26 protein-coding genes are annotated in these 25,772 nt (G+C 35.6%); 12 read left to right on the forward strand and 14 right to left on the reverse strand.

Annotated elements, in window-relative coordinates; genetic code table 11:
* Positions 1-38 precede the first annotated feature (38 nt).
* A complete protein-coding gene (locus tag SB679_RS13860) occupies positions 39-347 on the forward strand; it encodes a DUF3467 domain-containing protein (protein WP_317742542.1) in 309 nt (102 codons plus the stop codon).
* 265 nt (positions 348-612) lie between these two features.
* On the opposite strand, the gene SB679_RS13865 is transcribed toward SB679_RS13860, so the two are convergent.
* Positions 613-1,449: a hypothetical protein gene (locus SB679_RS13865; protein WP_410702886.1), complete on the reverse strand. Its 837-nt coding sequence runs from the start codon at positions 1,447-1,449 to the stop codon at positions 613-615.
* Positions 1,450-1,872: 423 nt separating this feature from the next.
* Here SB679_RS13865 and SB679_RS13870 point away from each other — a divergent pair, with 423 nt between their 5' ends.
* From SB679_RS13870 to SB679_RS13895, 6 genes are all read left to right on the forward strand, one after another.
* Complete coding sequence (locus SB679_RS13870; RefSeq protein ID WP_410703120.1) at positions 1,873-2,535, forward strand: Crp/Fnr family transcriptional regulator; 663 nt, start codon at positions 1,873-1,875, stop codon at positions 2,533-2,535.
* Positions 2,536-2,660: 125 nt separating this feature from the next.
* Positions 2,661-3,503, forward strand: coding sequence for a DUF5777 family beta-barrel protein (locus tag SB679_RS13875; protein WP_410702887.1), 843 nt, complete (start codon positions 2,661-2,663; stop codon positions 3,501-3,503).
* 1 nt (position 3,504) lies between these two features.
* The gene (locus SB679_RS13880; RefSeq protein ID WP_410702888.1) at positions 3,505-3,855 is read left to right on the forward strand and encodes a c-type cytochrome; all 351 of its coding nucleotides are present in this window, start codon (positions 3,505-3,507) and stop codon (positions 3,853-3,855) included.
* A gap of 10 nt (positions 3,856-3,865) precedes the next feature.
* A complete protein-coding gene (locus SB679_RS13885) occupies positions 3,866-4,411 on the forward strand; it encodes a YceI family protein (RefSeq protein ID WP_410702889.1) in 546 nt (181 codons plus the stop codon).
* Complete coding sequence (locus tag SB679_RS13890) at positions 4,408-4,932, forward strand: ankyrin repeat domain-containing protein (protein WP_410702890.1); 525 nt, start codon at positions 4,408-4,410, stop codon at positions 4,930-4,932. Before SB679_RS13885 ends, SB679_RS13890 begins: the two co-directional genes overlap by 4 nt.
* A gap of 4 nt (positions 4,933-4,936) precedes the next feature.
* Positions 4,937-5,722 (forward strand): T9SS type A sorting domain-containing protein, encoded by a 786-nt coding sequence (locus tag SB679_RS13895; RefSeq protein WP_410702891.1) that lies wholly within the window; start codon positions 4,937-4,939, stop codon positions 5,720-5,722.
* Between the two features lie 67 nt (positions 5,723-5,789).
* On the opposite strand, the gene SB679_RS13900 is transcribed toward SB679_RS13895, so the two are convergent.
* The 5 genes from SB679_RS13900 to SB679_RS13920 form a co-directional block, all read right to left on the reverse strand.
* Positions 5,790-6,227 (reverse strand): transposase, encoded by a 438-nt coding sequence (locus SB679_RS13900; RefSeq protein ID WP_410702892.1) that lies wholly within the window; start codon positions 6,225-6,227, stop codon positions 5,790-5,792.
* A 64-nt stretch (positions 6,228-6,291) separates the two neighbouring features.
* Positions 6,292-7,056, reverse strand: coding sequence for a sterol desaturase family protein (locus SB679_RS13905; protein ID WP_410702893.1), 765 nt, complete (start codon positions 7,054-7,056; stop codon positions 6,292-6,294).
* Between the two features lie 210 nt (positions 7,057-7,266).
* Positions 7,267-9,078 (reverse strand): fibrinogen-like YCDxxxxGGGW domain-containing protein, encoded by a 1,812-nt coding sequence (locus tag SB679_RS13910; RefSeq protein ID WP_410702894.1) that lies wholly within the window; start codon positions 9,076-9,078, stop codon positions 7,267-7,269.
* A gap of 39 nt (positions 9,079-9,117) precedes the next feature.
* Positions 9,118-9,636 carry a hypothetical protein gene (locus tag SB679_RS13915; RefSeq protein ID WP_410702895.1) on the reverse strand — a complete coding sequence of 173 codons (519 nt, stop codon included), beginning with the start codon at positions 9,634-9,636 and terminating at the stop codon, positions 9,118-9,120.
* A 553-nt stretch (positions 9,637-10,189) separates the two neighbouring features.
* A complete protein-coding gene (locus SB679_RS13920) occupies positions 10,190-12,025 on the reverse strand; it encodes a fibrinogen-like YCDxxxxGGGW domain-containing protein (RefSeq protein ID WP_410702896.1) in 1,836 nt (611 codons plus the stop codon).
* Between the two features lie 388 nt (positions 12,026-12,413).
* Here SB679_RS13920 and SB679_RS13925 point away from each other — a divergent pair, with 388 nt between their 5' ends.
* Positions 12,414-13,457: a helix-turn-helix domain-containing protein gene (locus SB679_RS13925; RefSeq protein ID WP_410702897.1), complete on the forward strand. Its 1,044-nt coding sequence runs from the start codon at positions 12,414-12,416 to the stop codon at positions 13,455-13,457.
* Between the two features lie 101 nt (positions 13,458-13,558).
* The gene (locus tag SB679_RS13930) at positions 13,559-14,836 is read left to right on the forward strand and encodes an ectonucleotide pyrophosphatase/phosphodiesterase (RefSeq protein ID WP_410702898.1); all 1,278 of its coding nucleotides are present in this window, start codon (positions 13,559-13,561) and stop codon (positions 14,834-14,836) included.
* 78 nt (positions 14,837-14,914) lie between these two features.
* Here the strand turns inward: SB679_RS13930 and SB679_RS13935 are convergent, their stop codons facing one another.
* A complete protein-coding gene (locus tag SB679_RS13935) occupies positions 14,915-15,799 on the reverse strand; it encodes an NAD(P)H-binding protein (RefSeq protein WP_410702899.1) in 885 nt (294 codons plus the stop codon).
* 79 nt (positions 15,800-15,878) lie between these two features.
* Between SB679_RS13935 and SB679_RS13940 the strand changes: the two genes are divergently transcribed.
* Positions 15,879-16,256 carry a winged helix-turn-helix transcriptional regulator gene (locus SB679_RS13940; RefSeq protein WP_410702900.1) on the forward strand — a complete coding sequence of 126 codons (378 nt, stop codon included), beginning with the start codon at positions 15,879-15,881 and terminating at the stop codon, positions 16,254-16,256.
* 63 nt (positions 16,257-16,319) lie between these two features.
* Here SB679_RS13940 and SB679_RS13945 read toward each other — a convergent pair whose 3' ends face one another.
* Positions 16,320-17,372: an NAD(P)-dependent alcohol dehydrogenase gene (locus tag SB679_RS13945; RefSeq protein ID WP_410702901.1), complete on the reverse strand. Its 1,053-nt coding sequence runs from the start codon at positions 17,370-17,372 to the stop codon at positions 16,320-16,322.
* 245 nt (positions 17,373-17,617) lie between these two features.
* Here SB679_RS13945 and SB679_RS13950 point away from each other — a divergent pair, with 245 nt between their 5' ends.
* Both SB679_RS13950 and SB679_RS13955 read left to right on the forward strand, forming a co-directional pair.
* Entirely contained in the window at positions 17,618-18,520 is a 903-nt protein-coding gene (locus SB679_RS13950) for a helix-turn-helix domain-containing protein (RefSeq protein ID WP_410702902.1), read from the forward strand.
* 198 nt (positions 18,521-18,718) lie between these two features.
* Complete coding sequence (locus SB679_RS13955) at positions 18,719-20,062, forward strand: carboxylesterase family protein (RefSeq protein ID WP_410702903.1); 1,344 nt, start codon at positions 18,719-18,721, stop codon at positions 20,060-20,062.
* Between the two features lie 61 nt (positions 20,063-20,123).
* On the opposite strand, the gene SB679_RS13960 is transcribed toward SB679_RS13955, so the two are convergent.
* The 6 genes from SB679_RS13960 to lpxK all read right to left on the reverse strand — a co-directional run bounded on the left by SB679_RS13960 (position 20,124) and on the right by lpxK (position 25,689).
* Positions 20,124-21,596 (reverse strand): alpha-amylase, encoded by a 1,473-nt coding sequence (locus SB679_RS13960; protein WP_410702904.1) that lies wholly within the window; start codon positions 21,594-21,596, stop codon positions 20,124-20,126.
* Positions 21,597-21,643: 47 nt separating this feature from the next.
* The gene (gene dinB, locus SB679_RS13965) at positions 21,644-22,738 is read right to left on the reverse strand and encodes a DNA polymerase IV (protein WP_034710386.1); all 1,095 of its coding nucleotides are present in this window, start codon (positions 22,736-22,738) and stop codon (positions 21,644-21,646) included.
* Between the two features lie 45 nt (positions 22,739-22,783).
* Positions 22,784-23,236, reverse strand: a complete 453-nt coding sequence (locus SB679_RS13970) for a GNAT family N-acetyltransferase (RefSeq protein ID WP_410702905.1) — start codon at positions 23,234-23,236, stop codon at positions 22,784-22,786.
* 9 nt (positions 23,237-23,245) lie between these two features.
* Positions 23,246-23,761 carry a TlpA family protein disulfide reductase gene (locus SB679_RS13975; RefSeq protein WP_410702906.1) on the reverse strand — a complete coding sequence of 172 codons (516 nt, stop codon included), beginning with the start codon at positions 23,759-23,761 and terminating at the stop codon, positions 23,246-23,248.
* Between the two features lie 103 nt (positions 23,762-23,864).
* Positions 23,865-24,680, reverse strand: a complete 816-nt coding sequence (locus tag SB679_RS13980; protein ID WP_410702907.1) for a purine-nucleoside phosphorylase — start codon at positions 24,678-24,680, stop codon at positions 23,865-23,867.
* Positions 24,664-25,689: a tetraacyldisaccharide 4'-kinase gene (gene lpxK / locus SB679_RS13985; protein WP_410702908.1), complete on the reverse strand. Its 1,026-nt coding sequence runs from the start codon at positions 25,687-25,689 to the stop codon at positions 24,664-24,666. The genes SB679_RS13980 and lpxK overlap by 17 nt, the downstream gene beginning before the upstream one ends.
* Positions 25,690-25,772: the final 83 nt, after the last annotated feature.

A 25,772-nucleotide genomic window follows, 5' to 3' on the forward strand; every position in this document is an offset into this window, starting at 1 on the left:
GCCTGAAACTTTTTAAACAAAAAATATTTAAAGAAAACATGGACAATCAAAATCAAAATCCTCAAGACGGAAACATCAACATCGAATTGAACGAAATGGTAGCTGCAGGTGTATATGCTAACTTAGCATTGGTAAACCACTCTCCATCTGAGTTCGTTGTAGATTTCATCCAATTAATGCCAGGTGTTCAACAGGCTAAAGTAAGATCAAGAATCATTCTTGCTCCACTTCACGCTAAAAGAGTTTTATCTGCTCTTCAACAAAACATCGCTAACTACGAGCAACAATTTGGAGAAATCAAAGAAGTTGAGCCTTTCGTATTAGGTACAAACAACGTACAAGCTTAAGATTTATCTTATCAATACATAAGAATGCCCCAGCGATAGTTGGGGCATTTTTTATATAGTGTCTCCTGTAGTACATTCCTTACTGTGCAAGACAAGAGACTTTTGACAGTGAACAAATAATATACAATTTTGCAATTATTGTCATTCCGACGAAGGAGGAATCTTTTCATAGATGAGATTCTTCATTTCACGCCATTATATTCAGAATGACAATAGAATAAGCAGGAATAAAGTCTAGTGTAAATTACATATTCTTACCTTTATTTTAATTTGTATATGCTCCGAAAGCTACAACATCAGGATAAGAATACATTTTCAACTGATAATTACTTCCGCCATACGCAAAATCAACTACAGATCCGAAAGAGGTCATATCATCTGTTACAACTATTTCATTTGTATTATTTTCTGAAATCAATTCTCTACTAAAATTAGCATCATAACTAAGATGTGACCAATTGGAAGGAAGTATACCAAACGAGCCAATACCTGCCTTAAAGCCGGAATTTATGAAACCGTTAGTGATAAGATTGTTACTTGCATCAAGTACTTCATAACTCATGTAATATATTTTTCCCGCCTTATAAAGTAAGTCTAATTCCTTATCAGTTGCTCCGGAGCTAATAAAGCTAAAAGTAATATTTTGAGGAAAAACATTCGGTCCTATAGGAGAAATTGGGAAATGTCCTATCATAGAATCAACACCAAATCCATTTGAAGATGTTGGTAGAATTAGTTCGTCTGAAACAATTGTATTACCATATTTTAAATTGGAACTATAAAGTAATGGATAGTGGCCATTACTCAAATCAGCACCCATATAATCAGGTGAGCTTGGATTACTGCTGTCATAGTAAGCTAGACCTACATACGCTTTAATTTTGATTTTAAATGGAGTTACATTTTCAAACTTATAAATCATATCATAACCAAACCTGGAAATATCATATGGAGATTCATATCCCACTTGTGGATCAATGGTTTTTGCAGAATTCCCTTTATTAGAATTTAATTGAGTATTACTGTCATTTAAAAGACTAGTTTCTGGTGTGCTGCACGATATGAGCAATAAACTTGTTAAAAGTACAATTGTTTTTTTCATGGTAATAATTTATTTAGTTTAAATCAAATATATAAAAAATAACGAATAATAATTATGTATTTGATAAATAAATTGAAAAAAAATGATTCAATTGAGTGGTGATCTGTGTATTTGTTGAAGTATCAATTTTTTTAAATAAATAATTCATTTATATCTACAAAACTATTGTAATCCAACAAACAAATCAAGGATTGAAAATTTCTCATTTACAACGTACAGTTTTTCAGCAAATATCACAAACAAGAAGCAACAATTTACAGATCAAAGAAGTTAAGTATTTCGTATTATAAACAACGTACAAGCTTATATTCTATATTTAAAATGTACTATATGATGAATGCATTGTTACGTTTTTAATCATTATCAATAAATGTGAATATTTTTATGGATATCAGTATTCCATTTTATATATTTGTTTTGAAAATGTTAACAGATATGGTATATGAACAGTTTATTCTTAATAAATTTGGCTTTCTGGGTGAGAATTTTTCAACAGAAATACAACGATATACAGATGTAGGCATTATAAAGGCGAAAACAGAAATAATCGCTGAGGGCCAGAAAATAAAATTTGTTCCCTTTCTTATCAAAGGATCAATAAAAGTATATTCCCTGAATGACGGCCGGGAACTTATCTACTATTACATCAGACCTAATGACAGCTGTATGATGACCTTTTCCTCTATTTTTAGTGACTATAAAAGCCGGGTGTATGCCATTGCAGAAGAAGATTCGGAAGTTTTGCTGATACCAGTATCCATAATGCACGATTGGCTGATCCGCTACCCTGAAATCAATAGAGTTTTTTATAGCGAATATGATAAAAGATTTTCGGATGTTATGAATATGGTGAATGAAGCAGTATTCCACAGGCTTGATAAAAGAATCTTAAGTTATATTAAACAACAGATTGCGATTACAGGTCATAATCCTATAAAATTGACGCATCGGGAAATTGCCAATAATCTCGGAACTTCAAGAGAAGTAGTGAGCCGGGTTTTAAAAAAAATTGAAAATGAAGGGGAAATTATTCAGACGAAAGAAGGCATAAAAATTCCTGTAAATGAAAATGTTAGACATTACTAATTTATAAAGTTTCAATAGTTTATAAATATGATTGATAAAAACTATTTGATCGGTGACTTTTATCACACACTTTTGAATCCATAACTCTATAAGTTTGTCATATTATAATTTAATTGAAATTTTATATGACAAAAACTCTATTATTTTTGTCGGTCCTTTCATCAGGTTTGGTCTTTTCTCAGGAAGACCTATTGAAAGATATCGACACAATCAAAACAAACACCGAAATTTCACCGCCGGCTTTCAAAGGGCTCCAGATTGTCACCGCGCAGTCTACAAAACTTACTGCAAAAAATGAATGGTATATTGTAGTCGCCCATCGTTTTGGGGACATCAGTACAGGGTTTAAAAACTTCTTCGGACTCGATGAAGCTTCCACTAAGTTAGGCGTTATTTATGGTTTGACAGACGGTCTCTCCTTAAGTCTTTCAAGAGAAACCAATATGAAAACTTTTGAATTGGGTGCAAAATACAAACTGCTGAAACAGAACGATGATATGCCTGTTGATCTGGTAGGCTATAATGTAATGGCCATCAATACAGACCTGGATAAAGACAATTACCCGTATCTCAAATTTAGCGACAGGCTGTCTTACCTTACGCAAGCCCTTATTTCCAGAAGGTTTAATGATAATCTTTCATTGCAGCTTACACCGTCTTTTATTCACAAAAACCTGTATGACCAGCATATTGAAGATAAAAATCAGTTTCTGACAGGGCTAGGTGGCCGCTATAAAATTTCCAAAAGAATTTCTATTAACGCGGAATATTTTGTGAATTTTGACAATCATAGTTACTATAAAAATCCATTATCCGTAGGAATGGATATAGAAACAGGAGGACATGTTTTCCAGCTTGTATTCAGTAATTCTCAGCTCAATTCAGACATAGGCTATCTCAGCAATGCCGCAGGAAAATGGGCAAAAGGACAGATTTTCTTTGGGTTTAATCTTTACAGAGTATTTTAGAATGAAAAAGTTAGCATGCCTATTACCCGTTCTCATTTTCATGGTTTCCTGTGACAGCAGGACTTATGAAGAAATCTCAGATAGAACCCCAGTGCCTGATCAGGTAAGATATGCCGTAGAAGTGAAGCCTATTGTAGAGGCAAATTGTATCGGATGTCACGCTCCGGGAGGATCCGCTGCCTATGAACCGCTCACGAACTATAATGAGGTTAAAACAAATATTGCGAGCATCCTTGACCGCATTCAAAGGCCCAACGGAGATCCTCAGAAAATGCCGAAAGGCGGTTCATTATCGCCCACCCAGATTGCTATTTTTATCAAATGGAATACCGATGGACTCATCGAAAACTAAATCAATTACTATGAAAAAAATACTATTATGTACCGCATTGCTGCTGCTGACTTCTCTGACTTTTGCCCAAAAGTACAGTTCAAAAACAGGAAAAGTCACTTTTGAGGCCTCAGTACCATTGTTTGAAGACGTGCATGCACAAGATGACAATAATATTGTCGTCCTGAATGCAGATACAGGAGATATGGCTTCTATTTCAATTGTTAAGAATTTCCATTTTAAAGTCAAATTAATGGAAGAACATTTCAATGAAAACTATGCCGAAACCACAAAATATCCTAAAACAACTTTTACAGGAAAAATTCTAAATTTTGATAAGGATAAACTTACAGCTGCTCCTCAGAAATACACAGTTCAGGGCAAACTAAATTTCCATGGAGTCGACAGGGCAGTTTCTTCTGCCGCGACACTTTATGCTAAGGACGGTAAGATCTATATGCAGGGAACCTTTACAGCAAAACCTGTAGATTATAATGTGACCATTCCTAAAATGGTTACTAAAAAAGTAGCTGAAAATGTTTCGGTAGAGTATAATTATATATTGGTAAAACAATGAAAAATATAATCCTATTAACAGCATTCTTAATGTGTTTAAGCCTGCAGGCACAGGAAAAGGCAAAATCAATCTTTGATATTGCGAGAAGTGGAACAGTAGCTGAGGTTCAGGAGCTTATGAAGCAAAATCCTAATATTATCAGCCAGACCAATGAAAATGGATTTTCGCCATTGATTTTATCATGTTATAGAGGAAATACTGCCGTTGCAGAATTTTTAATCACTCATGTTAAAGATATAAACTATGTAAGTGGAGAAGGAACAGCTTTAACAGCTTCAGTCTTTAAAGGAGATAAAAATATCACTCAACAATTACTGCAGAATAATGCTGATCCGAATATTGCAAATGCCAGTGGAGTAACTCCGCTCATGTATGCTGTCCAGGCCCAGAATAAGGAGATGGTAGAACTCTTATTAAAGAATAAAGCAGATAAAAACCTATCCGATAAACAGGGGAAAACTGTTTTTGAATATGCCCTATTCTCTAAAAATCAAGATATTATTAACTTATTAAAAAATTGATCATATGAAATTTAAAATTACCTTATTAATGATCGGATTTTTGACTTTTTGTAATGTAAAAAGTCAAACATATTCTACAGGAACTGTCCCTCTCTTTTCTACTCCGGGTGGAACTGATCTGGCTTATTCAGTTAAGATAGACCTTACTCCTTCTTTGGTTACCCTTACCCTTGTCGGACCATCTACAGGATGGCTGGGCATGGCTTTTAATACCACTAATATGGATGACCTGGGAAAGGATGCTGTGATTTTTGACGGAACAAATTTAACAGACAGAACGTTTAACGGACAGGGTATTGTACCGCCTCTGGACGGGATTCAAAATTGGACCGTAATATCCAATAGTGTAGCAGCAGGGGTACGTACTGTGACAGCTACAAGAGCTTTAAACACAGGGGATCCGAATGATTATGTTTTTACAGTACCTCCGACAAATCCGTTGAACCTTACTTATGCTCGTAGATTATCAAATTTTACGATTGCTTATCATGGTGTTAACAGCTGCGGTACCGCTGCTGTTTCTTTTGCTGGGACTTTAGGCACTGATGAAGCTGCTTTAAAGAGTAAGAAAATAAGTCTTTATCCTAATCCAGCAAAATCTACAGTTCATTTCAAAAATGCAGATAAGATCAAATCTATTGACATTTATGAATCTACAGGAAGAATGGTCAAATCCATACAACTGAATGGAGAGGATATTGGTATTTCCGATCTGAAATCGGGAAATTATTACCTCGAAATAACGCTAAAAGATGGTAGCTTAACTTATGAGAAATTGGTTAAAGAATAATAAAACAAAGAATAACTAAAGTAGAAATCTCTCACAAAGTGAGAGATTTTTTTTATGTAATATAATATTATGAGGTTGCATTGGTTTGTTTTGAGATCCAAGTAAGCAAAGTAGTTTTTGGTATTCCGTATTCATTGATAATCTGTTTCTTGGTTTTTTGTCCGGTATTAATCATTTCTAAGATCAGATCTATAATTTCTTTAGTATAAGTATTCTTTCTAAATATGGGAAGGCTGGTATCTGGAACATTTTTTTTGGGGGCAGGTGAATAGAGTAATAAATGATAAGAATGCAACCTGAAAAAATCGTATCCTAGCAACTTACTCCATCTTAATAACAGATACGTATCTATGCTTTCAGATCTGTACATGGCCTGTATTTCATCATCGGTTGCATTCAAAAAATTACCGATTCTATCTTTTGATATGTTCTGCTCTTCGACTTTTGTTTTCAGAAATTCTCCTATATGAATATGTTTGAATTTTTCTTTTGAATCCTGGTTCATGAGATGATATTAATTTTATAGAGATGAATGAATTTTTGATGATATTACCTTCATAGATTTAGGATTAACTTGGGAATCTGTTACGCTGAATTTCATCATATAATTCTATGTACCTGGGATCTTCTGTGTGCATGATCCTGTCCCAAAATCTAAAATATAAACCATAATTTCCATGAAATTTGCTATGATGCATATTATGATATACAGAAGTATTGAGAATATTAAATAAAAAAGATTTTCTAAACCATTGAGGAGCAATCTCGTATCCCAGATGACCATATACATTAATGATAAGAGAAAAGAGAGTGAAACTATAAATGGCAATAGGATGAAGCGGAATGATGAATAGCAATAAAGGAATAATCAATGCTTCCCCAATCGCTTCCAGAATATGGAATGAATAAGATGAAAAAGGGCTGGGATTATTAGATTGATGATGGACAAGATGTACATGCCTGAATATTTTTTTATAATGCAGGAAGCGATGTAGCCAATAAAAATACGTGTCATGAATAAACATTCCAATAGGAATACTTGTTATAAGCCATAGGATAGAGTAATCAGAAGTATTGTGATATAATTGGGTATAGGTTGCAATATCCGTATGCATGATTAAAAATACAAGAAATGTCATGATGATGGAGGAGACTAAAGAATGATAGATTTCTCTTCTTATATCTTTATTTGAAACCTCTCTTTTTTGTATTTTGGCAGAAGCCAATGATTTTTTATAGATCAGATAACATACCAAATAAAAGATACCTGATATCAATATATACCGAATTATATCAATCATAGTGAGGCTGAAAAATTTTTCTAATAAGTTCATGATTTGTGTTTTTGGAATATAAAAGAATTTGTTTAAATCATTGTATGTGAATTGGGTAGGGCTGGGTTAAAAATAAATACCCCGCTGAATCTTATATTTTGTCTATGAAAAAAAATATAATAAGAGACAGCAGGATATTTTTATATACAATTATGTTTTGTATTTGAAGTTGAAAAGAAGACAGCCTTTACAAACTGCCTTCACTTTTCATTATTTTACAAACCACTGCAATACCCTTCCTTCTCCACTGTTGAATGAGTGTGGAACCAGCTGGCTGCTGCTACAGTTAGTTGTTGTAAATGCAAAATCATCTGATCCGGCACCACATTTACCAAAATGGTGATTAATCTCTGTTTCTCCAAAGAAACCAAAAAGGTCATTAAAGTAGTACGCATTAAAGGTCTGGCCTCCCGGTATTACGGTATAATTAGTTGGGTTGCTTGCAATCCTTTGGCCTGCATCAAAGTGATTTCCATATCCTGTTCCTACATAAGGACAAATGTCTCCATTAACTGCAACTCCATTATAAGTAGGAGTGTTCGTTGATCCGTTATAAGCGTATCCAAATAATTTACCTACTGCTGATACATTACTTTCAGTACATGTACTGTTAGAGTTTGCAATATAATCGTATCCTGAGGTTGGCTTTATTCTGAAAAAATTATTCACTCCCCAGGTATCATTCATATCTGTAGGGCTTACGGTGATTCTCACTCTGTAATCTCCAGGGTTTGCAGAACGTATATTCTGCATAGTTGCTAAAGAAAGTCTGTAATCATTATATAAGCCAATATTAGTACCGGTTATATTTGAACCGTTTGTCGTAACCATATTTCTTGGTCTATTTTGTAAAAAACCAGCTGCAGTATTGCTCATGTCCATGTTATTGGTATTGGCACCATATAAATCTGCATTGATAGAATAAGCTGATTTTTCGGAAAATGACCATAAAAGGGTATAGCCGCCATTCGTCATATCACAAAGTGTTTTTACAGGTGTAGTATCGGAAGAGCTTGTTTTTATCCAGTATTCACCATCTGCCTTACTCGCATCAGCTTGTAATATCTGGTAACATCGGTCTGCCGGATTGGCAAAAGTTCCTATTGTGGTATCAAACTTCACGTTAAAAGAGCAGGTAACAGGCGTTGCACCATTAGTAATAAAGGTGAAGGTGTACGTCCCGGCACTTGTTGGAATACCCTGACCTTTCAGTGTAATAGAAGTGCTGGATGTCGTAATGGTCTCTGTCGTAGAGAAAGTAACGCCATTATTAGTACCTGTAGCAATTGTAACTGTACCTCCGGTAGTAACGCCGGACAAAGGGATTGTTACATAATTACTTGCATCCAGAGATTCACCCTGCATATAGGTTCCGTTTACCACTGCACTACCACAATTGATGCTATAACTCACCTGAGAGCCTAAAACGCTAATCGTTTTGCTGGTACATGTAGTATCTGTTACTCCATCATATATGAAAGATAGTGTATCGGTTTGTGGCCCTGTAACTGGTGCTCCGGAACCATCTAAAGTAATGGTGAAAGTTCCTGTATTTGGAAATACACCGGATTTTTCGAAATAATATCCATTAGTTGTTTTAGCAATAATGCTATAAGTACCTGCCTTTGTTACGGTAATAGGCATTGTAATATAATTACTTGTATTTAGTGACGTCCCTTGTGTGTAGGTGCCAAATACTTTAATGTTAGCACAATTTACTGTGTATACTGCTTTTTGATAGGTACCACATAAGCTTAACCATGCTGCATTAGTTGACTGATAATAGTTGTAGCATTTTTCATCTGTATTATAGATGGTTAATCCATCTTCAGTAGAGGCTGCTCCAATGGCATCTCTTTGTGCAGTGGTGAGACGGGGAATTAGAATTCCTGTATTATTGTTTTTAGAAACTATATCCAATGCAGATTTAGTATTAGGAGTAGAGGTATTTATCCCTACTTGTCCAAATATTCTTGCTGAAAAACATAGCAGTAAGAACATATAAAGTATTTTATTTTTCATCTTAATGAGTTTAAATTTTAGAGTAAATGAAGAAAAGCTTTATGCTCTTCTCTTAATTGTTTGTATGTATTTAAAATCATTGGTTGGAGGGGGCCTGATACTTAAAATTATGTTTTTGTCATGCTCAATTGAAATATGATTATAAGCAGATAACAATACCATCCTAAAATCATGTAACTGTATATCTGTGTAATAAATAGCGGCCAGACCTAATTCATGCTGTTCAATTAATCTTATACACGGTGCTTTTTTATTAGCAGAAGCGAACAGTTCTGTATAGTTATATAAAATTGTGTTCTTAAAATGGACTTTCTTTACAATGGGTATTGTATGTTTAGCTTTTCCGGGCTTATTTTTATTGGCTGAAAGTTTATGATTTGTCTTGAATTTTTTCGTTTTTATTACAGTATAATTTGCATTATAAATGATCTCCTCTCCAGAAATACATGTTTCTTCAGAAATAAAAATGCTTGCTTTTTCTGGTTCTTGGTCTATATTTTTTTGATCTACAGAATCATTATTCTCGCGTGCATTGGCAAAAATAAATAAGATCAACATAATGCTGATCAATATTTTTTTTATGAGAAAATAGATATTCAATATAGAGGTCTTAGTGAGTTAATTATATTTGATGTTACAAAATTATATATCCTAACAAATCAAAATAATCAGGAGTAAGATAATTTTCAATATCTATTTAAAGTAGTTATGTTGTTGTTTTATATATTGTTAAGTGAGTTATAGTCTGAATATAATTACTTAAATCAGCTATAGTCTGAATATAGTTGCCTAGTAAACTTTAAAATGAGATTTAGATCTTATATATTAATTCATATGATCTAATGATAGTAGGCGCCATACAAGAGGATTATTGGTGTTGATAGAGAGAAAATATTTTTACTGATTTTTCTCTTTCTCTGGATGCGTATGTGGTTTTTAGAAAACAATGGATTTTAGTGTCCGCAATATTTTGATTAGTAAAAAGTAAAATACCCCACTGAATCCTATCTATGAAAATTAAGATAAGAAACAGCAGGGTATTTTTATAGAAAGTTTGTGTTTTTTATTTAAATCCAGAGACTTTAAAGAGAATCTCTGGGAGAAAGATGAACTATTTTACCCAATACTGGATAATTCTTCCTTCGTAATTACCGGATCTTAAATTAAAATTATGAGGTCTCCAGTTAGTCCATCCCGCATTACAAAAACTTGCTCCTCCGTAATCATCTGTACTGTTTGAGCAGGTACCGATATGGTGATTGAGCTGAGTTTCGGAGTTCATATACAATCCAAACATATCATTAACGTAATATTTATTAAAAGTATAGGTTTGTGCGGTAGGATAAGTATACGTCAGGTTATTGGCTGGTGTATTACTTCCTGCATATCCATTACCACCATAAATTCCTGTATAGAAATTGGCTGAACTGTACAGTCCTGGAATATTGATAGCGAAATCAACACCGTTTAATTTATAAGGAGTATTTCCTGTAACAGGTTTACTGAAATCAAAGCCGAACAATTTACCTGATGTTGTGTTTCCAAAATTACTGTAATTGGATGTTGCTAAGTTTCCATCGGTAACGCTGGCATTAATATAATTGATCTTTGCCCAATAATCATTCACCGGCGCTACCGTAGTACTTTCTACTTCTGTTAATGTTGTCCCAGTATGTCCTTTTTCTTTTATCGAAAAACGGTATTCTTTGGCACCTGTACCACCACTTCCTATGTTATTTACTGTAGCAGAGGATAAAGAGAATGCATATTCATTAAATACTCCTGTTTCCGTAGTTACAGCATTTCTTACTGTTTGGGTAGACCATGATTCATTCTGTGTTCTTTCTACGACTAAGATTTGTCTTTCAGAAAGAGACTTAATCAAAGTCCATCCTCCATTGAACATATCACAGTATGTTTTATACTTATTACCACTGGCATCTTTTACCCAGTAATAACCATCTGCTGTTTTTCCATCATTGTATATTTCAAGACATCGGTTTGCCGGATTGGCAAAAGTACCTGTAGTAGTTCCGAAGACTACAGAGAAAGTGCAAGTCTGAGGGTTAGCTCCATTAGTAGTAAAAGTAAAAGTATACATACCGGCACTTGTCGGGGTTCCTACACCATGCAATGTGATGTTTGTACTGCTGGCTGTAATAGCTTCTGTAGTAGTAAAGCTTACTCCATTATTGGTAGATGTATTAATACTCACGGTCCCTGCAGTATCTACATTGGAAAGAGCAATAGTAACAGTATTGGTGTCATATACCAGTTGTACATTTTTATTGTAAGTTCCGTTTACCACTGCACCGCCGCAATTAATTCCATAGCTTACCTGAGATCCTAATACATTGAGTGTTTTGTTTGTACAGGCAGTATCGGTAACTCCGTCATATACAAAAGAAAGGGTATCGGTCTGAGGTCCGGCAACAGGGGCTCCGGATCCATCTAAAGTGATGGTAAAAGTACCGGTGTTGGGAAATACCCCGGACTTTTCAAAGTAGTAACCATTAGTTGTTTTGGCAATAATACTATAGGTTCCTATTTTCGTTACCGTCACAGACATCGTAATGTAATTGCTGTTATTTAATGACGTTCCTTGAGTGTAAGTACCAAATGTTTTTACCGAAGTACAATCCACAGTATAGGTTGACTTTTGATAAGTACCACATAAACTCAGCCATGTTGCATTTGTAGACTGGTAATAATTGTAGCACTTCTCATCTGTATTATAGATGGTCAATCCATCTTCTGTGGTGGCTGCTCCAATAGCATCTCTTTGCACAGTGGTAAGACGGGGAATTAGAACCCCGGTATTATTGTTTTTAGAAACCACATCCAATGCAGCTTTAGAATTGGGAGTAGCGGTATTAATCCCTACTTGCCCGAATGCGGTTGCTGAAAAGAATATCAGCAAGAACATATAAAATATTCTATTTCTCATATTTATGAAGGTTAAATGTTAGATTAAACGAAGAACAGTTTTGTGTGTTTTTTTCTTATTATTTGTATATACTGAATCATTTTTGGAGGGGCCTGATAATTAAAACCATATTTTTGCAATACTCAATTTTTTCTTGTGCATTTTTATAAGCTGCAAAATCATTCCTCTTTTTGACTTGTCCAAAAACAAATAGTACTAGCATAATACTGAGCAATGTTTGTTTTGTAGTTATATAAATATTCAATTAGGTAGAGATTGGTAAATTATTGTACTTGATTTTGCAAAATTAACTATCTTAGTAAATCAAAATAATTAGAGTTAAGTTGATTTTCAATATGAACTTATTATTTTTAATCTGCTTAAAGTCAGTATTTTATTTAAGTTATAATTGAAAAATAATTTTAGTATATTGTATGATATGATGGAAGCTTTATATCTTGATAAAATTGAAAGCCTGAAAAAGCAATTTATACACCGGTACAGTGTCATTTTGTGCTGTGTATTCATATTATTTATTATTGTTTTTAAATTTTTCATTTATAATCCCCCTATAGTATTATACCTTATAGGAGGCTCACTATTTTTTTCTTATACCTATCTTCTGGTAAAAGGAAAATATTCTGCAGATCAGATTATCCATGGGTATTTGATTATTGCACCATTGTATAATTTTTATATTATGCTTACATTTTGGGATAATTCTATTAGCAGTATTGTTTCGCTATTTCCTCTTCCGCTGGCAGCATATGTATTTTTTTCAAAAAAGGAAATCATCTTGTATTCTGTTTATTTAATTATAAACATTGTTGCCTGTTTTTTTGTATATCAATATTTTGGGTACAAATTTTTCAAATATTCCCGTGATGAAGTTGTTATTGCGGATGTATTTCTTTTTGGATATAATCTCCTTGTTATCATTCTACTGCTTATCTATAATAATAAAATCAACAAAGTGAAGATTCTGGCAGATGTTGAGACCTATAAACAGGAAGGTAGTAAAGTGCAGAATACAGAAATGATAAACCAGAAAAGTATTGAAAGTGTACCTGTTATAGACGAGGGAGATGAAAAATTATTTGAAAAGCTGGAAAGTATGATGGAGAATGAGAAAATGTTTCAAAAGACAAACTTAAATATCTCCATGCTAAGTACCTCTCTTAATATTAATTATACACATCTTTCAAGGGTTATTCGGTGTAAAGGCTATCAGAATTTTAGTAACTACTTGAATGAGCATAGAATTAATTATGTTAAAACGCTGATTAATGAAAGTAATTTGCAGAAAGTAACATTAATGTACATTTATACGGAGGCCGGATTTTCTAACCAGGCTACTTTCAACAGAGTATTTAAATCGATAGAAGGAATTACCCCCAGCGAATATATTAACCGGATACAGGAAGAAAATAATTCCGAGAAGGTTAAATTTTAATACTTTTCATTCCGGTTCTTTTTTTTCAATTTAATGTTTTTTTAACCCATGAAACTTTTCTGTAAGAATTACGGGCTGTAACTTTGTGGAAAATTTCTATAATGAAGCGAGGATTACAATTTTTACTGCTGTTGGTTTCTTTAACTGCTTTTGCACAAAAAGAAAATGTAGATACAGCACAGGTAATAATTCCCAATCGATATAACTCTGTTGATGCACAAACCAAACCGTATGTAATTATGATTTCTACAGACGGTTTCCGCTATGATTATGCTAAAAAGTATAATGCTCAGAATCTTTTACAGCTGTCAGGCGAAGGAGTACAGGCTAAAGCCATGATTCCGAGTTATCCAAGCATTACTTTTCCCAACCACTGGAGCTTAGTTACCGGTCTTTACCCTTCACATCATGGTTTAATAGATAACTTTTTCTATGATTACAAAAAGAAAGAGACCTATGCAATGAGCAATAAAAAAAATGCTGAAGACGGAAGCTGGTACGGTGGAACTCCACTTTGGGGATTGGCCGAAAAGCAGGGAATGCTTGCAGCATCTTTGATGTGGGTAGGTTCTGCAAGTGATGCCGGCGGAATGAGGCCAACCTATTATTACCCTTACCACGAAAAATTTACCCCTTCTGAAAAAGTAGATAAAGTAGTCAATTGGTTGAAATTGCCTATGGACAAAAGACCTCATTTTATTTCATTATACTTTCCGGAAGTGGATGGAAGCGGACATCATTTCGGACCAGATACAAGGGAAACGGAAGATGCTGTTCATTTAATAGATAAAGCCATAGGAGACCTTGTTCAGAAAGTCCATGATTTAGGATTGAACAATGTAAACTTTGTTTTTGTTTCTGACCATGGAATGATTAAAGTAGATGGAGGAGCACCTTTGGAAATTCCTGCAATGCTCTTCAATAAAGATCGATTTGATTTTTATAATTCCCAGACATTATTACGGGTATACGTTAAAAACCCGGATGAGGTGAAAGCAGTTTATAAGCAATTGGCAGCAGAAAAAACAGATGATTACGAAGTATATTTAGATAAAAAGCTTCCCAAATACCTTCATTTTGCAACCAGAGATGATCGGTATAACAGAATTGGGCAGATTCTTCTGATTCCAAAAGCTCCTAAAATATTTTTAGAAAAAGGGAAGAAGACTTCCGTAGGAAAACATGGTTATAATCCGAAAATAGTCCCGGAAATGAAAGCAACATTTTATGCCTGGGGACCTGTATTTAAAAATAATCTGGTGATCGATGAATTTTCAAATGTAAATGTCTATCCATTGGTTGCAGAAGTTTTAGGATTAAAAATAGATCAGCCTGTTGATGGAAAATTTAAAGTACTAAAACAAGTCTTGAAAAAATAGATTTGATATAAATAAGATGAGTTACAAAAGATTCCGGCGCACCTTTGGTGCGCCGGAATCTTTATATACAGTATCAGTTTAAGAATTAAATTGGGTAGCAAATTCCTTCGCAAACTCTTCTAATGTAATCTTTCCGTTAACCGGAGAACCTTGCTTGATAAAATCATCCTGAACAACGCCTGTTCTAATCCCTTTCCCCATTTCAACATATAATTCAGCCATTTCCTGTGGAAGACCTGCCTGAAGCATTCCATTTAGAGATTCTTCATCTTTGAATTCCACCCATGGCAATTCGGGTGTTGCAATTGCAGCGCCAAGTATTTTAGCAAAATCACCAGCCGGTCGAACATCGCTCACGATATATCTTACCTGTTTGCCATCAGAATTTTTTACCAGCTCTTCTGCGGCTGCTTTTGCAATATCAACAGGATGTACTAATGGAACATTTATATTTTCAGCGTAATTTCCACCGATAATTCCGGCATTTTTAATCAAAGGAATATCATTAAAGAAATTAATATAAAAATAACCCGCTCTTAGAAAAACAGCGGAGGTATTTTCCAGTGTACCATATAATTTTTCAATATGATGAAGTCCTTTAATAGGGCCATTATCGATTGGAGAATCTGCTCCAACGCTGCTGAGCATAACCACTTTTTTTACTCCTGTTTTTGAAATGGCTTCTGCATAATTTTTTCCTGCATGAATCGTATTTTCAACAATATGAGTGGCACCCATAATTGGAGGGGTCATCGCAAAAACTGCATCTGCTCCTTCAAAAGTTGCTGTTAAAAAATCCAAGTCTGTTACTGAACCAATGGCAGGTGTTGCTCCCAAAGCTTCAATTTCACTTTTTTTTGATGGATTGCTGCTGATCACTGTAATATCATGCCCTTCTGCAATCAATTGTTGTGATAAAGGCTTTGCTACATTTCCCAGAGAACCTGTGATGATAATTTTCATAATAAATATTTTTTATTTCTGATAACAAAGGTATATTTGTACTTACTTTTATACAAGTACTTACCCTAAAGTATGTATCATGACCGTAATTAAAGAGAGTTCTACCATTCAGGAGAATCGAAAAAATATACTGGAGCAGTGCCCTGTAATGTATGTGATGGGAAAAATTGGTGGCTTTTGGAAACCAATTATTCTGTTTCATCTTTCCACAGGAAGTAAACGGTACAGTGAGCTGAAAAGAGCCATTCCGGAAGTAACGGAAAAAATGCTGATCCAGCATTTAAAACAGTTGGAAGCAGACGGATTGGTGGTCCGAACAGCAAAAGCTGTCGTTCCTCCTCATGTTACTTATGAACTGAGTGAAGCGGGCAGCCAATTAGCTCCTGTCATTGATGCAATGGCGGATTGGGCTTTTCAGGATATGAAGAGAGATTACAAAGAACGGATACAACCTTGATGTTGTAATTATAAATAAAAAGGCCCTTCTGAATGAAGAGCCTTTGTGTTTATCTTTTAAGAATTATAAAGATTTCATATCAATTACGAAACGGTATCTTACATCGCTTTTCAGCATTCTTTCGTACGCATCGTTGATATCCTGCATTTTGATCATTTCAATTTCAGAAACAATATTATGCTCTCCGCAGAAATCCAGCATTTCCTGAGTTTCAGCAATACCTCCGATTAAAGAAGCCGCTACAGATCTTCTTCCCATAATCATAGGAACCGTATTTAAAATAGGCTCTAATCCACCTAAATATCCTACCAAAACCAAAGTTCCACTGATATTTAAAGTAGCCACATAAGGATTTACATCATGCACATACGGAACCGTATCAATAATGACATCGAATTTTCCTTTTACAGAATCCATATGATTTTCATCTGTAGAGATCACTACATGATCTGCACCCAGTTGTTTGGCATCCTCAGTTTTTCCAGGTGTTCTGGAGAATAACGTTACTTCAGCGCCTAATCCTTTTGCCAATTTAATTGCCATGTGTCCAAGACCTCCCAATCCTACAACCGCAACTTTAGAATCCGGACCTACGTTCCAGTGTCTTAAAGGCGACCAGGTAGTAATTCCTGCACAAAGAAGAGGTGCTACCGCAGCAAGATCTAAATTTTCTGGCACTCTTAAAACGAAATTTTCATCTACCACTACTTTCTCAGAATACCCTCCGAAAGTATGACCTCCTAAATGCTTATCATTTCCGTTATACGTTCCTGTAAATCCGTTCAGGCAGTATTGCTCCAAATCTTTCTTGCAGCTTTCGCAAGTTCCGCATGAATCTACTAAGCAACCTACTGCTGCCAGATCTCCTACTTTAAATTTAGTGACATCATTCCCGATGTTGGTAATTCTCCCTACGATTTCATGTCCCGGAACAGCAGGATACTTTGTTCCACCCCAGTCATTACGTGCTGTATGAAGGTCAGAATGACAAACCCCGCAATATAGAATTTCAATTTCTACATCCTTGGGAGTGGTCTCTCTTCTTTCAATATTCATTTCCTGTAAGTCTGCTGTCGTAGACTCAGTTCCGTAAGCTTTTACTGTGATTGTGCTCATTTAATTTTTTTTATTAATATTTGTTTGTACTCTTATTGTTATTATTCCTCATCAGGTATCGGCTTCATACATTCAATATCATCATAGGAAAATGATCATTATTGAATGTTTTCATAACGATGCAAAATTCGATACTTTTAGATGAACCTGGCTTATACAAATTACGGAAATACTTACCAATTTTACAGACATCATAGAAGGTAAATCAGAAAGTAGTAATTTTGAATGCGCTTAAAATGCATTTCATGGATAATCAAGAAGTTGAAATAATAGATAATGTTTCGGATTATAACAGGATGGTGAATCACGAAACCCTTCATCCGCTGGTGAGTGTGGTCGATTTTGCAAAATCTGACCCGATCTGCCAGTACCGCAGGAATTATGGATTCTATACGGTTTTCCTAAAAGATGTGAACTGTGGCGATATGTATTATGGCAAACACACGTATGATTATCAGGAAGGAACACTTGTATTTATTGCTCCCGGGCAGCTCAGCGGCATTACAGGTGATGGAACCTACAGACAGCCTGCAGGATATGCTTTATTATTTCATCCGGATCTCATCAAAGGAACCAATCTCGGGAAGCATATCAATGATTATTCTTTCTTTTCGTATGATGTACATGAAGCCCTGCACCTTTCCGAAAAAGAACGGGAAATTATTCTTGAGTGTTTCAAAAATATCAGACATGAACTGGAACAGGCTATTGATAAACACAGTAAATCTTTAATCGTCAATAATATCGAATTGTTTTTAAACTACTGCATGCGTTTTTATGACCGTCAGTTTGTGACGAGAGATCATGTGAACCGTGGATTCATTGGTAAATTTGAACATCTTCTCGATGACTATCTGCGTTCTGACAAGCCTAAAAACTTAGGTTTTCCAATGGTTAACTATTTTGCAGAGCAGCTTAATCTTTCAGCCAATTATTTCGGAGATTTAATAAAAAAAGAACTTGGGGTCTCAGCCCAGGAATTTATTCATAATAAACTGATAGAAGTCGCCAAAGAACAGATTTTTATTCCTGCAAAATCGATCAGTGAGATTTCTTATGATCTTGGTTTTAAATATCCGCAGCATTTTACAAGACTCTTTAAAACAAAGGTTGGAATTTCCCCGAGTGAATATAAAACGTTACATTAAATTTTCTCTTTAAACCTATAACTGATCAGTTTACGGACTTCCCTTTACAAAAGGGGAGTACTTTCCTGTGATGTAAAAGGCATTTTTTTTTAATAAATGCTCTCCTTCTACCATAACTAAAAGAAAAAAACAATCGTAAAAGTTTTCTCTTTTCAAAAAACTGAATTAATTTTAAGGAGAGAAGTTATTTTTTTGAGAATGAAATCACAACAGAATATCGGCACCTATACTTTTCAGACCCCGTCAGGAAAAATCATCGCATTAAAGGAAAATGGAATTATTAAGGCGAAAAGTATCCGTTATGCCCATTCCGAAAGATTTCAAAAGCCTGTTCCGGTAGAGTCTTCATCCTCAGAAATCATTTTTCCCCATAAAACTCCTGTTGCCCCGCAAACGATCAGTCCATTGGTGGAAAATATGATCGGTCCTACTCATATTGAACGTTTTGACGTAGATGAATCTACCCAGTTTTTATCCGTAGTTCGCCCTGAAAATGATAATGAAGATGAAAAATTTCCTGTAGTGGTATGGATTCACGGCGGATCGTATGAGATCGGATGCGGAGACTTGCCCACCGCTGATCCGTGCGAATGGGTAAAAGAACAGCATATTATGGTGGTTACTGTTTCTTACCGACTGGGATTGTTCGGATTTTTAGGTGGAAACGAAAAGAGACTTCCTAACTTAGGACTTTTCGATATCATAGAAGCTTTGCGCTGGATAAAAAAAAATATCAGTTCGTTGGGTGGAGATCCTGAAAATATCACCCTGATGGGGCAGTCTTCAGGAGGAGATGCGATTGCCCATTTGATGATTTCAGAAGGAGTGGATGGGTTGTTTCAAAGAGCGATTATTCAAAGTGCTCCATTGGGGCTGCGTGAAAAGCGGCAAAAAATGACCGCAGAATTGTTACGGAAAACGGAATTTCTGAAAGATGATGCCGACGTGCTAAAAATGATGAATGAATATAGAAAATATGTTCCGTCTGTAGTACAATACGGATTGAAAGCTGCGATGCCTTTTGGGGTTCAGTATGGCTTTCCACCTCTATGCAGAGAAGATGAAGTGACTGAACAATGGAAAAAGAAAGCTGCAGCGTATGATGTGCTGATCGGCCTGAATAATGATGAAACAGCTTTTTATCTCAAAACATCCCCAACCCTGAAGAAATATGCTGGAAAAGGATTTGGACTTACCATCATCAACAAACTTGTCCGGTTAACGACAGAAGCTATTTACGGAAAACCTGCAAAAATATTTGCTGAGAACTATGCTGAGGCAGGAGGAAATGTGTATCAGTTCAGAATTCACTCCACTATAAAAAATCATAGTCTGGGAGCGGCTCACTGTATAGATCTTCCATTAATTTTTGGAAAAGAAGAGGTCTGGAAATCTGCAGAATTGCTAAAAGATATTCCCTGGAAATATATCGCGGAAAATGGGCGGAAAATACGATCGCTCTGGGCAGAATTTGTCCGAAATGGTTCTATCGCTGATCATTCAGAAAAACCAGAAATACTGGAACTTCATAAGGTCATTTAATAGTAAAACACTAACAACACAAATCCTAAGAGGGACTGGTATTGTTAGTGCTTAAAAATATTTATTCAGGAATCCAGACGCTTACATTGCCGGCAGGAACAGGGAAATTGCCCCAGCCTTTTTCATCAATGACCACTTTTTCATCTGATCTTCCAAGGAAGTCGTAAAAGGTTTTACCAATATATTTTTCACCCATTTCCATAGGTTTGCTGTATGCATCTTTATTGCTTACCACCACGGCACAGCCCTGATGCTCATCATCACCTTCACGAACCCAGCCAAGGCAGTTCGCATCTTCAAAATAATCTTTCTGAATGCCGTAAGCATAATCTTTTCTGGCTTTTAACAATCCTTCAAGACCATCAATTTTATTAAGAAATATTTCCTGATCATTTCCTTCCTTATCTTTATCAGTGTAATGGGCACCATATAAATCCGGATAGAAAATACATGGGTAACCGTCTTCCCGCAATAAAATCAACGCATAAGCTATTGGTTTAAACCATTCTTCAACGGGAGCTTCCAGATCCTGTAATGGCTGTGTATCATGATTATCAACTAAGCTTACGGAATGCATCGGATCAGCCTGAGTAAGGGTTTCATCAAGAATTTTTCTCAGGTCATAAGAATTTCCTTCTTTGGATGCCGTATGGAAATTATTTTGCAGAGAACTGTCAAATAAACTCATACAACCTTCCGTAACTTCAATGTATTTCTGAAGTAAGCTTAAATATCCTGGAGCCCAGTATTCTCCTACCGCAAAAATATTTTTTTCAGAATTGGAGCGAAGCATCGTAAGCCATTCCTTATAGAAATCAAAAGAAATATGTTTTAAAGCATCCAGACGTACCCCATCAAAATCGGTCTGGTCAAAATACCATTTTGCCCAGGTATTGAGCTCTTCCCGTACAAAAGGATTCCGGTGTTCAATATCGTTGTACATCAGGTAATCATAATTTCCCTTCTCATCATCAATCATTTCTTCCCAGCCGTTTCCATATTCAGACTGTATTTTGAAAATATGGGAATCCATGCCTTCTGCATAATCCACTCCGCTGAAGCAGGTGAAATTCCATTCAAAATCAGAGTATTTTTTTCCTCTTCCCGGAAAGGTAAATTTGGTATAGGATTCTATTTCGATAACATCAGAAATTATTTTATCTCTATTCTCTTCGTCTACTTTTACCGCTTTGAATTTTTCGAGTTCATCACCGCCTCCTTTATGCCCGAGGACAACATCTACAATAACCTGTATATTATGTTTCTTTAAAGCAGCAATTGCTTTTAGGTATTGATCTTTGGTGCCGTATTTTGTTGGTACCGTTCCTTTTTGATCAAATTCGCCCAGATCAAACAGGTCGTAGGCATCATATCCGGTAGAATAACCTCCATTCGTTCCTTTGTAGGCGGGAGGGAACCAAACTGATGTAATTCCTAATTCTGATAAATATTTCGCTTGTTGTTCAGCTTCATTCCATAATTTTCCGTCTCCTTCTGAGTACCAGTGAAAAAATTGAATTATCGTTTGATTCATATAGTATAAAATTTGGTTTCTACAAGTTAGTGATAATTTACCAACAATTAATTCTCAAATTCTTCAAACGGTATTTTTAGTTGAATAGAAACCTGTTTTTTTTCCTCCGTATTCAGATGGGAAAGCGATAATCCCAATAAACGGACCGGCTTATCAAATGGACGGAGCTCCCAAAGCTTTTTTGAGGTGGTATAATATTCTTCAGGTGATATAAAATACTCTTCTTTGGTACTGCTTCTGGTAAACAGTGAAAAATCTTTATATTTAATTTTTAAGGTTAAAGATCTGCCTAAGATATTGTTTTTCTGCAGTCTTTGATGAAGTTCAGCACTCAGGCTCTCCAGCTTTTCATTGATCTGCTGTTCATCAAAAAGGTCTTCAAAAAATGTTCTCTCTACAGCGACACTTTTCTGAATCCGATGAGGTTTCACTTCGGAAGTATGAATGCCCCGAACCACATTGTAGTAATACCCTCCTGATTTTCCAAACAGAGTGATCAGTTCCTGTAAAGATTTTTTCTTGAGGTCTTTTCCTTTAAAAATTCCCAGGGTAAACATTTTATTGGCCGTCACTTTTCCGACCCCATAAAATTTCTCAACAGGAAGCTCTTCCAGAAAACTTTCAATTTTATCAGGATGAATGGTTTTTTGTCCGTTCGGTTTATTAATATCGGAAGCTACTTTTGCTAAAAATTTATTGACAGAAATGCCTGCTGAAGCCGTTAATCCGGTTTGTTCGAAAATCTTCTGGCGGATTTCTTTAGCAATCTGATTGGCAGATTCTATTCCTTTTTTATTTTCCGTAATGTCCAGGTAGGCTTCATCTAAAGAAAGGGGCTCAACTAGGTCTGTATATTCGTAAAAAATATCCCGGATCATTTTTGAAATTTCTTTATACCTCGGAAAACGCGGCGGAACAAAAATAAGGTGCGGGCATTTTTCTTTTGCGGTCTTGCTGGGCATGGCAGAGCGCACGCCAAACTTTCTCGCTTCATAGCTGGCCGCAGAAACTACTCCGCGGTGTTCACCTCCTACAGCCACAGGCTTGCCTTTCAGTGCAGGATTGTCATGCTGCTCCACGGAAGCATAGAATGCATCCATATCAACATGAATAATTTTGCGGATAGGAAAAGGAAAATCCATATCACAAAGATATGGATTCATTTATTTCCGGGAATTGAATACTTGTTATTTCAATCGCATCGTAAGAAATAAGGGTTCAAAACCAGCTTTTTCATACGCTTTTACAGCAGATTCATTTTGATCATAGACATCAAGCCTGATTTCAGAAATGCCTTTATTTCTGGACCATCGGATCAATTCATCTACAATTAACTGATTCACGCCTTTTCCTCTGTGCTCCGGCTTTACAAACATAAAACCGAGATATGCGTAGTCTTTAAAAGTAGAGTAGTCTTTTTCAGGCTGTTTAATCAAAGCATAGCCTGAGGCAATGACTTCATGATCTTTTTCAGCAACAATAAGTGTTGCGTCCTTAGAATTCATAAGGGATTCCAGATCATAATAATGGATTTTTTCTTTTCTTAACGTTACGTTGTAAGGTCTTTCTGCCTCAACAACACCCTGTTCAAAGGCTAGGAGAATATCTAAATCCTCCCTGGTGGCTTCTCTTAAAATCATAGAATACTTTTACTGTAAAAGCTTATTGATGGTAGTTTGTATTTCCGGATCTTCAGGCGAAATTGCATAGTATTTTGCAATGGAAGATTTTTGATCGATGACCATATATCTTGGGATCCAGTTCAGATCAATATAATTATTGAAATCATTTTTCCAGCCCGAAGCAAACCAGTAATTGTCTTTATCTTTCATGTTGAACCGATCAAGGCTTCTGTCAAAGCTTTCTTTTGTCCGTTCCAGTGAAAGGAATACAAAATCGATATTCGGATTGTTTTTTTCCAGTTCCTGAGCTTTCGGAAGGGCTTGCAGACAGTCTCTGCACCATCCTGCCCAGAAATCAAGGACGACTACTTTTCCTTTATGCTGATTCAGAATATCCTGTATGGTAATGCTTTTTCCATCTTCACCTTCCAGTTTCTGATGTAAGGCTTCTTTAGAAAAGCTGGTTTTAAGGACGGTGGGAACTTTTTGGGAAAAACTTAATCCAAAAATACCGATCATAAATAATAATAATGACTTTCTCATTTTTTCAATTTCATTTATACAAAGCTAAATAATGAAACGCAATTAGAACCTGATTTCTTATGAATTAGGAAAAATTTAAGAGATTGAAATTTTCTATAAATGCTTAGTGGTAATTTTTCACCAAACCTTTTACTACGGTAATAACGTTAGGCATGGCTTTATTGGCAGCATTAAGCACTTCTTCATGGGAAACGGCAAATGCAATATCCGGTCCGCCAAGATCTGTAATAATAGAAACACAGAAAACATCCATTTCCATATGTCTGGCAACGATCACTTCGGGAACGGTACTCATTCCTACCATGTCACCGCCAATGGCTTTGATCATCCCATATTCTGCAGGAGTTTCAAAAGTAGGACCCTGTAATCCGACATATACTCCCTGGTGAACGGTAATATTATTTTCAGCAGCCACTTTTTCGGCAGCGGCAATCATTTTTTTGTTGTAAGGTTCGCTCATATCTACGAAACGAGGTCCAAATTCTTCAATATTTTTTCCCCGAAGCGGATGTTCAGGCATCATATTGATGTGGTCTTTTAAAATAACCATATCTGCTACCTTATAAGCAGGGTTTACCCCTCCGGAAGCATTTGAAAGAATTACATTTTTAATACCTAGCAGATGAAAAACTCTTATAGGAAATGTAACGGTTTCCATGGAATGTCCTTCATAGTAATGAAAACGGCCGCTCATCATTAAGACTTTTTTGCCTTCCAGTATTCCGTAAATCAATTTTCCACCGTGCCCTACAACTGTAGTTTGCGGGAAATTGGGAATATCGTGATATTCCATCACATGAATGGGTTCTACTTCGTCTTGAAGTTTTCCCAATCCTGATCCCAGCACAATCGCAAAATCGGGACTATCCTGAATAATATTTTTAATAAACTGAGCTGTTTCCTTAATTTTTTCTAACATAATCGATGATGATTTGGTTGAATTCTTCCTTTTTATCGATCACTACATTAATAGGCCAGTAGTAAACAATATCTCTAAGATAGTCAAAGGTTTTTAAACGGACATAATCTTTCTCCGTCGTCAGTATCAATTTATATTCACCTAATTTTTTGTATTCTGCAACGATCTTTTTAATATCATCGTCTGTAAAATTATGATGATCCCTGAATTTTAAGTGCTTAACCCTCTGTGAAAATTTAGCAAGATGCTCAAGCAGAGGTTTGGGATTGGCAATTCCGGTGATGAGTAAAATATCATAATAATTCAGGTTGTTATCCGGAAGCATTTTTTCTTTTCCATATACATTTTCGTCGTAGCCGATTGAAGAAAAGAATACTTTTTGATTTCGTTCAGGTCTTATCCTTGAAATATAATACCGTTTGGTTTCTTCTGTCAGTTCATCAGGACATTTACTGACCATAATGATGTCGGCTCTTTTATAACCGTTTCTGGATTCCCGTAAATCTCCCGCAGGAAGAAGGTGGTCTCTGAAAAAAGGATCATTAAAATCAGTCATTAAGATATTAAATCCTGCCTTGATCGCTCTGTGCTGGAATGCATCATCCAATACCAGGACATCGAGATCCATATCAGAAATTACTTTTGTAGCTCCGGGAACTCTTTCTTCTGAAACAGCAATTACAAAACGGTTCTTAAAACGTTCAAAAAGCTGCATGGCTTCGTCGCCTACTATTTTGTAGTTGCTTTCATAATTGGTGACTTCATAGCCCTTGGAAAGCCTTCCGTAACCCCTTGAAAGGACGCCGGTTCTATAATGTTTGGATAGGTATTGAGCCAAATACATCACCATTGGCGATTTTCCGCTTCCACCCACAGACAAATTACCGACATTAATTATCGGTGTCTTGAATTTCGTAGATTTAAAAATTCCCAGATCATACAATGTGTTCCGGATACCCGTTACCAAATGATAACCAAGGGAAAAAGGATAGAGGTACCATCTTTTCATACGAATGCAAAAATAAGAATTTCAGAAGGATTTGATTCAATATTCTGCAGGAGTTTTCAACAATTATTTCATTAATTTAAATT

Source organism: Chryseobacterium sp. SIMBA_029 (assembly GCF_046535275.1).
Lineage (GTDB): Bacteria > Bacteroidota > Bacteroidia > Flavobacteriales > Weeksellaceae > Chryseobacterium.

Excerpts from the sequence above, each read along its gene's own strand:
- SB679_RS13860 (WP_317742542.1), top strand. The coding sequence starts at position 39 with ATGGACAATCAAAATCAAAATCCTCAAGACGGAAACATCAACATCGAA.
- SB679_RS13865 (WP_410702886.1), bottom strand. The coding sequence starts at position 1,449 with ATGAAAAAAACAATTGTACTTTTAACAAGTTTATTGCTCATATCGTGC.
- SB679_RS13870 (WP_410703120.1), top strand. The coding sequence starts at position 1,873 with ATGTTAACAGATATGGTATATGAACAGTTTATTCTTAATAAATTTGGC.
- SB679_RS13875 (WP_410702887.1), top strand. The coding sequence starts at position 2,661 with ATGACAAAAACTCTATTATTTTTGTCGGTCCTTTCATCAGGTTTGGTC.
- SB679_RS13880 (WP_410702888.1), top strand. The coding sequence starts at position 3,505 with ATGAAAAAGTTAGCATGCCTATTACCCGTTCTCATTTTCATGGTTTCC.
- SB679_RS13885 (WP_410702889.1), top strand. The coding sequence starts at position 3,866 with ATGAAAAAAATACTATTATGTACCGCATTGCTGCTGCTGACTTCTCTG.
- SB679_RS13890 (WP_410702890.1), top strand. The coding sequence starts at position 4,408 with ATGAAAAATATAATCCTATTAACAGCATTCTTAATGTGTTTAAGCCTG.
- SB679_RS13895 (WP_410702891.1), top strand. The coding sequence starts at position 4,937 with ATGAAATTTAAAATTACCTTATTAATGATCGGATTTTTGACTTTTTGT.
- SB679_RS13900 (WP_410702892.1), bottom strand. The coding sequence starts at position 6,227 with ATGAACCAGGATTCAAAAGAAAAATTCAAACATATTCATATAGGAGAA.
- SB679_RS13905 (WP_410702893.1), bottom strand. The coding sequence starts at position 7,056 with ATGAACTTATTAGAAAAATTTTTCAGCCTCACTATGATTGATATAATT.
- SB679_RS13910 (WP_410702894.1), bottom strand. The coding sequence starts at position 9,078 with ATGAAAAATAAAATACTTTATATGTTCTTACTGCTATGTTTTTCAGCA.
- SB679_RS13915 (WP_410702895.1), bottom strand. The coding sequence starts at position 9,636 with ATGTTGATCTTATTTATTTTTGCCAATGCACGCGAGAATAATGATTCT.
- SB679_RS13920 (WP_410702896.1), bottom strand. The coding sequence starts at position 12,025 with ATGAGAAATAGAATATTTTATATGTTCTTGCTGATATTCTTTTCAGCA.
- SB679_RS13930 (WP_410702898.1), top strand. The coding sequence starts at position 13,559 with ATGAAGCGAGGATTACAATTTTTACTGCTGTTGGTTTCTTTAACTGCT.
- SB679_RS13935 (WP_410702899.1), bottom strand. The coding sequence starts at position 15,799 with ATGAAAATTATCATCACAGGTTCTCTGGGAAATGTAGCAAAGCCTTTA.
- SB679_RS13940 (WP_410702900.1), top strand. The coding sequence starts at position 15,879 with ATGACCGTAATTAAAGAGAGTTCTACCATTCAGGAGAATCGAAAAAAT.
- SB679_RS13945 (WP_410702901.1), bottom strand. The coding sequence starts at position 17,372 with ATGAGCACAATCACAGTAAAAGCTTACGGAACTGAGTCTACGACAGCA.
- SB679_RS13950 (WP_410702902.1), top strand. The coding sequence starts at position 17,618 with ATGGATAATCAAGAAGTTGAAATAATAGATAATGTTTCGGATTATAAC.
- SB679_RS13955 (WP_410702903.1), top strand. The coding sequence starts at position 18,719 with ATGAAATCACAACAGAATATCGGCACCTATACTTTTCAGACCCCGTCA.
- SB679_RS13960 (WP_410702904.1), bottom strand. The coding sequence starts at position 21,596 with ATGAATCAAACGATAATTCAATTTTTTCACTGGTACTCAGAAGGAGAC.
- dinB (WP_034710386.1), bottom strand. The coding sequence starts at position 22,738 with ATGGATTTTCCTTTTCCTATCCGCAAAATTATTCATGTTGATATGGAT.
- SB679_RS13970 (WP_410702905.1), bottom strand. The coding sequence starts at position 23,236 with ATGATTTTAAGAGAAGCCACCAGGGAGGATTTAGATATTCTCCTAGCC.
- SB679_RS13975 (WP_410702906.1), bottom strand. The coding sequence starts at position 23,761 with ATGAGAAAGTCATTATTATTATTTATGATCGGTATTTTTGGATTAAGT.
- SB679_RS13980 (WP_410702907.1), bottom strand. The coding sequence starts at position 24,680 with ATGTTAGAAAAAATTAAGGAAACAGCTCAGTTTATTAAAAATATTATT.
- lpxK (WP_410702908.1), bottom strand. The coding sequence starts at position 25,689 with ATGAAAAGATGGTACCTCTATCCTTTTTCCCTTGGTTATCATTTGGTA.